The following is a 9,062-nucleotide window of genomic DNA, read 5'->3' as shown; positions in this document are numbered from 1 at the left end:
TTCATGCAGTACTGCATGAAAGGGTGTCCTACTTTTATGATTTTATGCATGTTCTTAAGTTGATGGCAATGCACCCAATGAGTGCCTTTTTTTGCTTGCCTGATTAATTTTGGATGTTTACATCAAATTCGCTTGTTCCCAGCACCTGCGTTCCGGTGTTGTTCTGCAGCTCCAGCTTAATGTGGTGCTTGCCGGCCGTCAGCCCGGAAATGCTATAGCAGCCGATCTGCTCGTCCAGAAGCTTGGTCTGAGGCACTCCATCCACGTATACAACACCATGCCCCTCATTCTTCACATCCGTTGTGTTGGAGGATACAAGTGCGCCGCCTACAAAATAAGCGAACATACATTCAGATGTCTTCTCGGACATGACTTCATATCCGATTGTCGGCGGGCCAGCCAGCAAGTGGTCCGTATGACTGTCGAAGTAATGGTGAATATCATAGTGAGGCGTTTCAAACCCAGTATGGCCGTACTCTTCAAATTGAATATCTGTATGGTTGACAGATGGGGAAGGAAGTCCCTTCATGCCTGGAATATTATTGATGGTTGTCCCGTTCACAAAAGCGGATTGCTCAATCATTTGTTCCACAAACACCAGTTTGTCGTCAATTACCCCGTAAATCGGACCGTGCGGCATGTCTGCCGGGTCAGCCCAGTGTTCGCCCATGCCGGCAACCATTGGCGTAATTTGTATGACGCCCTTTGGAAGAGCCAGTATATATTCAGTATTGGTACCCTTCGTGTAGCTCAGCTTTTGCACACCCAATTTGTCTTTGCCCAGGATCTTTACGATATCATCCAGCTTGGCAGTTTGGACTCCGTTAATCACCTTTGTCTCAAGCGTCTGATTCTCCAGCACATACGCACCTTTTTGATCGCTGTACGAAAAGGAAGCATGAAGAAGGTCCGCATATTTTTTGGCATCGACATACACAACACCATTGATTTTGCTGTTGGCTGCGGAATCCACCTTAACGCCGTTCACCTCTACGTTCACATAGTTCGGCTTTTGGCTGGCAGAAGCCGGGCTGTCAATGGCAGCCTTCCCTTGTGCGCCATACATCATGATGGAGCCCGCAACACCTAAGCCCAGTGCCCCCATAGCTGCTGTTTTCCATTTCCCCATAGTACTTCCTCTCCTTTACCTTGTGTATATCTTACGTAAATAGATGTTTAACATCCGAATATAAGGATATATCATAGAGATGAGAATTCCAACTCTTTCCGTTCGACACTTTGCAACATTTTAATACTTTTTACTATATAAATAGTGTTTTTCATCAGATTACATAGCAGTTTTTGTCTAAACTTATCGAATACCCCCTATTTTCTTCAGAGAAAAGAAAAATTGCTTCAAAAGGATGAATAGATAAGAAACAGTTCTGATATTGCCGGCAATAAAAAAACAAGCAGCCATAAGCAGCTGCTTGTTTCAACGTGCGCAATTTGAATACTTTCTAATTAAAATTCTGCATTTCCCGGTGTACGAGGGAATGGAATCACATCGCGGATGTTCTTCATTCCGGTCAGATACATCACCAGACGCTCGAATCCGATGCCATAGCCGGAATGCTTGGTGCCGCCGTATTTTCTAAGCTCGAGATACCACCAGTAATCTTCTTCCGACATGCCGAGCTCTTTGATTCGGTTCACCAGGACTTCTTCTCGTTCCTCACGCTGGCTTCCCCCAATTAACTCGCCAATGCCGGGAACCAGCAGGTCCGTCGCAGCCACGGTCTTGCCATCCTCATTCGCCCGCATATAAAATGCCTTGATTTCCTTCGGATAGTCAGTTACGAAGACAGGGCGCTTGTAAATGTCCTCGCTCAAATACCGCTCATGCTCCGTCTGCAGATCCATGCCCCATTCCACGGGGTAGTCAAATTCCTTGCCGGAGTTCTGCAAGAGGGCAACCGCCTCCGTATACGTCACTCTTCCGAAATCTGATTCCAGGGCGTTCTTCAATCGTTCCATCAGCGTTTGGTCGATAAAGCTGTTAAAGAAGGCCAGTTCTTCAGGAGCATGGTCAAACACGTACTGGATGACATATTTGATCATATCTTCCCCAAGGTCCATGATGTCCGGCAATTCTGCAAAGGCCACCTCCGGCTCAATCATCCAGAATTCCGCGGCATGCCGGGCTGTATTGGAGTTTTCCGCTCTGAAGGTTGGGCCGAATGTATACACATTGCGGAAAGCAAGCGCGAAGGCTTCCGCATTCAATTGGCCGCTCACGGTTAAGTTCGTTTCCTTGCCGAAGAAATCGGCACTGTCATCGACTTGCCCCTCTTTGTTTTTAGGAAGCTGGTTCAAATTCATGGATGTCACACGGAACATTTCCCCTGCGCCTTCCGTATCGCTTCCAGTGATAATTGGCGTATGCACATACAAGAAGCCTTTTTCTTGGAAGAACTGATGAATCGCGTAGGATGCGAGAGACCGTACCCGGAACACGGCTGAGAAGGTATTGGCTCTCGGACGCAAATGGGCGATTGTTCGTAAATATTCAAGGGAGTGTCTCTTTTTCTGCAACGGATAATCGGTGTCCGATAATCCTTCCACAACAATTTTGGTCGCCTTAATTTCAAAAGGCTGCTTCATGTCAGGTGTCAGCACAAATTCGCCTTCCACTGTAACAGAAGAGCTGATTGGCAGCTTGGTAATCTCTTTAAAGTTATCGAGGTTGTCCTCAAAGATCACTTGTACACTTTTAAAGAATGTGCCGTCATTTAACTCCATGAAGCCAATCGTTTTGGAATCGCGGAGCGTGCGGATCCAGCCTGAAAGCTGAACCGTCTTGTCCCGAAAGCTCTCTTGCTTTCTGTATAAATCTTTTACTGCAGTCTTTATCATACGTATCCTCCTTATGGCAATTTTCTTACAATAGAAAAGCCTTCCATCCCCCGAAAAAGGGACGAAAGGCTGAATCGCGGTGCCACCCAAATTGTCATCATATGACCAGCTTTCAAGCCGCTGTTGCTGACCCCGGCCGATAACGTTCCGGCCATGTCCAAGCCTGCTTCAGCTGTCCCTTTCGGTTTGAACTCAAAGGCGTTCTTCATTCATGCTTCATCGCCAGGCTTCCACCGTCCCCGGCTCGCTATCGAATACGGCAAAAACTACTTTCCTCTTCACCGATATAAAACTATGTAGTTTTAAAATGAATTTTCATTATAATAATTTATCACACCCTATCATCCTTTGTCCAGTTGTCCCTGGAGGTCTGAAACGATATTCCCGGCGGGGAACGCATGTGAAAGAGACCAGCACTGGTTCCGTGCTGGTCTGTTCAGGCTGCTGCTACACCTTATGGACATGCCCCGTCAGCTCCCGGCTTGCGCATGGCTTGATCAGCTCCACACACGAAAGCAGTGCCGGCAAATCAATGCCGGTTTCAACGCCCATTTCCCCCAGCATGAACACGACATCCTCCGTTGCCGCGTTGCCGGCGGCGCCCGGCGCGAATGGACAGCCTCCCAGGCCGCCGATGGAGGTGTCAAAGCGGGTGACGCCGGCCTGCAGCGCAGCGATGATATTGGCCTGGGCGGTGCCGTATGTGTCGTGGAAATGAGCGGTCAGGAGTGCATGCGGCTGCAGACCGAAGCAGCGCCCAAACAGGTCATGAACCTGCTGCGGATTCGCCCGGCCGATGGTGTCGCACAGGACGATTTCATCCACGTCGAGGCGGTCAAGCCGCTCTGCCATATCCAGCACCACAGCCGGGTCGACACGCCCTTCATAGGGGCACCAGAAGGCGGTGGCAATGTTATAGCGGATGAACATGCCGGCAGCCTTTGCTCTTGCAATCACAGCCGCCATGCGGGACAGCGAGTCTTCGCGGCCCATCTTCACATTTCTTTGGTTGAAGGTGTCGCTTGCGCCGGTTACGAAGGATACCGCCCGCACGCCATTTGCCTCCGCCCGCTCGTAGCCCTTTTCGTTCGGAATGAGCACCATATACTGGACATCTTCACGCTGCCCGATTCCCTGCAGCACCTCTGCCGCGTCCCGCATTTGCGGTACATAGACGGGGTGCACAAAGGACGTTGCCTCCATCCGCCGGATGCCCGCTTTTCCCAAAGCATGGATCAGGGCAATTTTTTGCTCCGTCGGGATGAAGCCGGGCTCATTTTGCAGGCCGTCCCGCGGCCCGACTTCAATGACCTCGACACGCTTTGGCAGCTTCATCCGGTGACCCCCTTCAGCTTTTTCGCCAGGTACGGCTCCAGACCGCCAAGCTGCACCATTTCAATCAGGTGCTCCGGCAGCTTTGTCCCCCGGTGCTCACTCCCTTTTGTATGGTTCCTGATCGTTCCGGCCAGCAGGTCGATTTCCAACTCGTCGCCTTCCTCAATGGAAGATGTGTCCGGCATTTCCACAACCGGAAGCCCGACATTCAGGCTGTTGCGGTAAAAAATGCGGGCAAAGGAACAAGCGACAATGGCGCCGATGCCGTGATATTTCAGCACCATCTGCGCTGTCTCCCGGCTGGAGCCGGAGCCGAAATTATGCCCGGCCACAAGAATGTCGCCAGGCTGTACCTTATCGGCAAAGCCAGGTTCCACCGCTTCCATCGCATGGACCGCCTGCTGCTCCACCGGCAGGCTCATATACTGGCCCGGCGAAATGATGTCTGTATTGATGTTGTCACCGTATTTCCATACGCGTCCGCGAATAATCGCCATTTTGCTCCCCGCCTTTCTCAATATAGCTGCGCGGATCGGCAATTTTCCCTTCAATTGCCGTTGCCGCCGCTGTGGCCGGCGAACCGAGGTACACCTCTCCCGCCGCGCTGCCCATCCGGCCGCGGAAGTTGCGGTTGGAGGAGGACATCACCACTTCGCCGGCGCCGATGACGCCGCTTGTAAAGCCGCCGCAGGCGCCGCAGGATGGCATATTGATGATACAGCCGGCCTCCGCCAAAATATCCAGCAGCCCTTCCTTGCTTGCCTGCATCCAAACCGACTGTGACGCCGGCACAACGAGGCAGCGCACACCCTTTGCAATCTTCTTTCCTTTTAAAATATGAGCGGCTATGCGCAGGTCGCTCAAGCGTCCGTTCGTGCAGGAGCCCAGGTACACCTGGTCCACCGTTTTGCCGGCCACCGCGCTGATGGGATGCACATTATCCACTTCATGCGGACAGGCGACCTGCGGCTCCAGTGCGGAAGCATCATAATAGAGCACTCTTTCATACACCGCATCAGAATCGCTCGCCATCCAATCCATCTCGGAAACGTCCCGGTCGCGCAGGTAAGCGGCAACTGCTTCATCCGGCTCAATAAGCCCCGTCTTCGCCCCCGCCTCCACCGCCATATTCGACAGCACGAGCCGTTCGTCCATGGAAAGTGAGGCAATGGCACTGCCGGAAAACTCCAGCGCTTCATAGGTGGCGCCGGCATGCCCGATATCACGGATGGTCCGCAGGATGAGATCCTTCGCGTACACCCCATGCGGCAGTTCGCCATCCCACACCACCTTTGTCGTTTTTGGCACCTTCAGCCAAATCTCGCCTGTCAGCAGAACGCCGACCATCTCGGTGGAGCCGATGCCGGTGGCAAACGCCCCAAGCCCGCCGGCCATACAGGTGTGGGAATCTGTCCCGACAATGAGCCGCCCCGGCCGCACATGTCCGTGCTCGACGATCACCTGATGGCACGGCCCCTCAAACTCGTAATAGTACGGCAAATCCTGCTCCCTTGCCCAATCGCGGGTAAATTTTAAAATATTTGCCTGCTGCACGGTGGCCGGCGGTGTGCAGTGATCAGAAACGAGCACCACCTTCTCTTTGTCGAGCAGCTTGCCGCCCAGGCGCTTGAAGGCCCCGTCCACGAGCCATGGCCCGAGCAGATCATGCATCAGCGCTACATCCGCCTTTGCCCAAACAATGTCACCGGCCCGCACTTCGGCTTGCCCGGAGGCCTTCGCCAATATTTTCTCGGACATGGTCATGCCCATCCTGGTCCCCCCCCTTTTTTGCTGTAGACAATATGCTGTCGACAGCCGATGCGTTTACTTCACCACTTCAGCGCTGCCCACAATCCCTTTTTGCTGCAGCTGCTGCACATCCTGTCCGCTCATCCCCAATAGACCTGTCAGGACCTCTTCCGTATGCTGGCCAAGCTTCGGGCCGCTCCACTCCAAAGTGCCCGGCGTCACGCTCAGCTTCGGCACAATGCCCGGCACCTTCAGTCTGCCAATGCCCTCCACCTCGATTTCGCACAGCATATCACGGGCCGCATAATGCGGATCTGCCGCGATATCGGCAATGGAGTAAATCGGGCCGGCCGGCACCTTCGCCCCGTCCAGTGCAGCAAGCGCCTCCTCCAGGCTCCGTTCCTTCGTCCATTCCTCAATGAGCGCATCCAGCAGTTCGGCATGCTGCGAACGGGCCGCATTATTGTGAAAGCGCAAGTCCTCCGCAAGCTCCGGCTTGCCGATCAGCACCATGAGGCGCTTGAAAATGCCGTCACCATTCGCCCCGATGACGACATATTTGCCGTCCCGGCACACATATGTGTTGGACGGCGTAATCCCAGGCAGCGTACTGCCGGTGCGCTCTCTGATGCTGCCGGTCCGGTCGTACTCCGGCAGCAGGCTCTCCATCATGCTGAATACCGCTTCATACAGCGCTACATCCACACATTGCCCCTCACCTGTTCCCTTCACATCACGGTGGTAGACCGCCATCATGGCACCGGTTACGGCATATAAGGAAGCGATGGAATCGCCGATGCTGACGCCGACACGTGTCGGCGGCCGGTCCGGGTAGCCGGTCAAGTAGCGCAGTCCGCCCATTGCCTCGCCGATGGAGCCGAAGCCCGGCTTATCGCGGTACGGGCCGTCCTGGCCGTAGCCGCTGATGCGAACCATGATGATGCGCGGATTGATGGCGCGCAGCTCCTCATAGCCGATGCCCCATTTTTCCATCGTGCCCGGCCGGAAGTTTTCAATGATAATATCCACCTCGGCCGCCAGCCGGCGGATGATGTCCTGCCCCGCTGGTTCGCGCAAATCCAGGGCAATGGATTTTTTATTGCGCGCCTGTACATGCCACCAAAGGCTCGTGCCGTTTTCCACCACGCGCCAGGAGCGGATCGGATCACCATGTTTTGGGCTTTCCACCTTCACGACCTCCGCCCCGAATTCCGCAAACAGCCTCCCTGCCGACGGTCCGGCGATCAGCTGCCCCATTTCCAGCACCTTTAAGCCTGCCAGTGCTTTTTCCCGCATAGCTTGCACCTCCGTTGTATTATTCTGCGCGTGCCATTGCCGGCAGCCCCTTCGCCCCGACATCCTCCTGCAGGCGCTTTGTCAAATTGCCGGGGCCAATTACAATGCGATCCCCTGCCTGCCGCTTCCAAACTGCCAGAAATTCCTGTATTCTCTCACGCAGCTCCACGACGTCCGTCCAGCCATGGTGAAACATCCAGATATCAATCGTATTGTACACACCGCGGTTAATGCCGAACTGCTCCCGGCACCGCTCGATGAATAGAAGGTCCGGCAAATGAAGCTCTCTGCTTTCTCTATACGGATTCACGCCGCATCTCCCTTTCCTGCACCATGTATCTGGCGCTCTGCACATCCCTTGCAATCTGCGCCTGCAGCTCTGCCAATCCCGCAAACTTTTGCTCCGGCCGTATGTGCCCGACTACGCTGACCGTCAGTGAATGGCCGTAAATATGTTCATGGAAATCGAGAATATGAACCTCGACCGACAGCTGCTTGTCATCAGCCACAGTCGGCCGTCTTCCAATGTTCATGACACCTGTATACATCCGATCCCCATGCTGCACCAGCACCGCATACACGCCCTTGGCGGCAATGTCCCCTGTCAACAGCTCCAAATTGGCGGTTGGAAACCCGATCGTCCGGCCCAGCTTATCGCCGTGAACAACAATACCCGTATAGATCATGCTGTCACCATTCCTTCTCTTCCAGATTGGGGCAAGGGAGAAGGGACGAACTGCCCCGGCAATCCGTCCCCCGCAATCACACCGGCCAATGCTCCGGAATTTTGCCGACATGCCTGCGGAAATACAGCATCGGCTCCTTCTCTTCCTTCTCAATGGCTATGACTTCCCCGAGAAAAATCTGATGGTCGCCAGCCTCCATTTGCTGCACCTTCCTGCACTGCAGGACACCCAGCGATCCTGAGATGACAGGCAGGCCGTGCTCCGACTGTGCCCACTCCACCTTTCCGAAGCGGTCCGGCTCCTTGCCGGCAAAGGCCCAGCATACATCCTGCTGCTCCGCCGCCAGCACGTGCACCGCAAACACATCCGATTCACTGAAGGCTGCCAGGGCGGAGGAGCGGTTGTCGAGGCACCACAGCACGAGCAGCGGATCCAGGGATACAGAAGCGAAGGAGTTCACCGTCAAACCAGCCGGTGTGCCGTCCGCGCCTGTCGTTGTCACAACGGTCACACCCGTCGGATAGCTTCCCATAATTTGTTTAAAAGCGGCTGTTGCTTCGTTGTTCATTTCGTCCCCTCCTAATATAAGGCCGGCCCGAGCACCCGGCCCTCTGTCATCTGTGCCAGCTGCACCACATCGCGGCCAAACTGCTCCGCCTGCTCCCGTACCTTCTGCTCCACAATGCGGCCGTCTTCTACTGTAAAACGAGATTGGTAGAGAATGCCCGGTATGGTATGCACCCGGAAAAATGACATGGCTGTGCGAAAGCCCAAATCGAGTCCGAGATAATGGTGATCGCTGCCGCCGGTTGCTGCCAGTCCGGCCGTTTTCCCCTTTATATACGCGTCCGGCAGCAGGTCAATCAGATTTTTCAGCGCCCCGGTCATGGACCCCCGGTACATCGGGGATCCAAAAATATAGGCGTCCGCGTCACGCATGCGCTCAAGCACGCGCTGTGTCTCTGTGCTGTATGCCTCCGCTGCTCTTCCATCACAAAAGTCAAGCGTCACCTCTGACAAATCAATGATGTCTGTTTCCACGCCGCCGGCAAGCCGCGCCCCGGCCAGCGCTTCCTCCACCAATGCGCGGGTCCGCCGGCTGGAGGCGGAGCTGCCACAAATTCCGATTACAAGCATGTG

General features: G+C 54.5%; 10 protein-coding genes. All 10 read right to left on the bottom strand.

The window, feature by feature from the left end:
- Positions 1-103: 103 nt before the first annotated feature.
- The 10 genes from NK662_RS21375 to NK662_RS21330 all read right to left on the bottom strand — a co-directional run bounded on the left by NK662_RS21375 (position 104) and on the right by NK662_RS21330 (position 9,059).
- Complete coding sequence (locus tag NK662_RS21375; RefSeq protein ID WP_254761005.1) at positions 104-1,129, bottom strand: hypothetical protein; 1,026 nt, start codon at positions 1,127-1,129, stop codon at positions 104-106.
- Between the two features lie 335 nt (positions 1,130-1,464).
- Complete coding sequence (gene asnS, locus NK662_RS21370; RefSeq protein WP_254761004.1) at positions 1,465-2,856, bottom strand: asparagine--tRNA ligase; 1,392 nt, start codon at positions 2,854-2,856, stop codon at positions 1,465-1,467.
- A gap of 447 nt (positions 2,857-3,303) precedes the next feature.
- On the bottom strand, positions 3,304-4,191 hold the full coding sequence (locus NK662_RS21365; protein WP_254761003.1) for a hydroxymethylglutaryl-CoA lyase: 888 nt from the start codon (positions 4,189-4,191) through the stop codon (positions 3,304-3,306).
- Positions 4,188-4,688: a LeuD/DmdB family oxidoreductase small subunit gene (locus NK662_RS21360; RefSeq protein WP_254761002.1), complete on the bottom strand. Its 501-nt coding sequence runs from the start codon at positions 4,686-4,688 to the stop codon at positions 4,188-4,190. Before NK662_RS21360 ends, NK662_RS21365 begins: the two co-directional genes overlap by 4 nt.
- Positions 4,651-5,961, bottom strand: a complete 1,311-nt coding sequence (locus NK662_RS21355; RefSeq protein ID WP_254761001.1) for a 3-isopropylmalate dehydratase large subunit — start codon at positions 5,959-5,961, stop codon at positions 4,651-4,653. The genes NK662_RS21360 and NK662_RS21355 overlap by 38 nt, the downstream gene beginning before the upstream one ends.
- Positions 5,962-6,015: 54 nt before the next feature.
- Positions 6,016-7,236: a CaiB/BaiF CoA transferase family protein gene (locus tag NK662_RS21350; protein ID WP_254761000.1), complete on the bottom strand. Its 1,221-nt coding sequence runs from the start codon at positions 7,234-7,236 to the stop codon at positions 6,016-6,018.
- A 19-nt stretch (positions 7,237-7,255) separates the two neighbouring features.
- On the bottom strand, positions 7,256-7,546 hold the full coding sequence (locus tag NK662_RS21345; RefSeq protein WP_254760999.1) for a hypothetical protein: 291 nt from the start codon (positions 7,544-7,546) through the stop codon (positions 7,256-7,258).
- A complete protein-coding gene (locus NK662_RS21340; protein ID WP_254760998.1) occupies positions 7,533-7,922 on the bottom strand; it encodes a riboflavin kinase in 390 nt (129 codons plus the stop codon). The genes NK662_RS21345 and NK662_RS21340 overlap by 14 nt, the downstream gene beginning before the upstream one ends.
- A 76-nt stretch (positions 7,923-7,998) precedes the next feature.
- Entirely contained in the window at positions 7,999-8,490 is a 492-nt protein-coding gene (locus tag NK662_RS21335) for a flavin reductase family protein (protein WP_254760996.1), read from the bottom strand.
- Between the two features lie 11 nt (positions 8,491-8,501).
- The gene (locus NK662_RS21330) at positions 8,502-9,059 is read right to left on the bottom strand and encodes an NADPH-dependent FMN reductase (protein ID WP_254760995.1); all 558 of its coding nucleotides are present in this window, start codon (positions 9,057-9,059) and stop codon (positions 8,502-8,504) included.
- Positions 9,060-9,062 lie beyond the last annotated feature (3 nt).

Source organism: Ectobacillus ponti, assembly GCF_024294785.1.
Lineage (GTDB): Bacteria > Bacillota > Bacilli > Bacillales > Bacillaceae_G > Ectobacillus > Ectobacillus ponti.
This window is presented reverse-complemented; position numbering and strand designations above follow the sequence as displayed.

Excerpts from the sequence above, each read along its gene's own strand:
- NK662_RS21355 (WP_254761001.1), bottom strand. The coding sequence starts at position 5,961 with ATGGGCATGACCATGTCCGAGAAAATATTGGCGAAGGCCTCCGGGCAA.
- NK662_RS21350 (WP_254761000.1), bottom strand. The coding sequence starts at position 7,236 with ATGCGGGAAAAAGCACTGGCAGGCTTAAAGGTGCTGGAAATGGGGCAG.
- NK662_RS21340 (WP_254760998.1), bottom strand. The coding sequence starts at position 7,922 with ATGATCTATACGGGTATTGTTGTTCACGGCGATAAGCTGGGCCGGACG.
- asnS (WP_254761004.1), bottom strand. The coding sequence starts at position 2,856 with ATGATAAAGACTGCAGTAAAAGATTTATACAGAAAGCAAGAGAGCTTT.
- NK662_RS21335 (WP_254760996.1), bottom strand. The coding sequence starts at position 8,490 with ATGAACAACGAAGCAACAGCCGCTTTTAAACAAATTATGGGAAGCTAT.
- NK662_RS21360 (WP_254761002.1), bottom strand. The coding sequence starts at position 4,688 with ATGGCGATTATTCGCGGACGCGTATGGAAATACGGTGACAACATCAAT.
- NK662_RS21330 (WP_254760995.1), bottom strand. The coding sequence starts at position 9,059 with ATGCTTGTAATCGGAATTTGTGGCAGCTCCGCCTCCAGCCGGCGGACC.
- NK662_RS21375 (WP_254761005.1), bottom strand. The coding sequence starts at position 1,129 with ATGGGGAAATGGAAAACAGCAGCTATGGGGGCACTGGGCTTAGGTGTT.
- NK662_RS21365 (WP_254761003.1), bottom strand. The coding sequence starts at position 4,191 with ATGAAGCTGCCAAAGCGTGTCGAGGTCATTGAAGTCGGGCCGCGGGAC.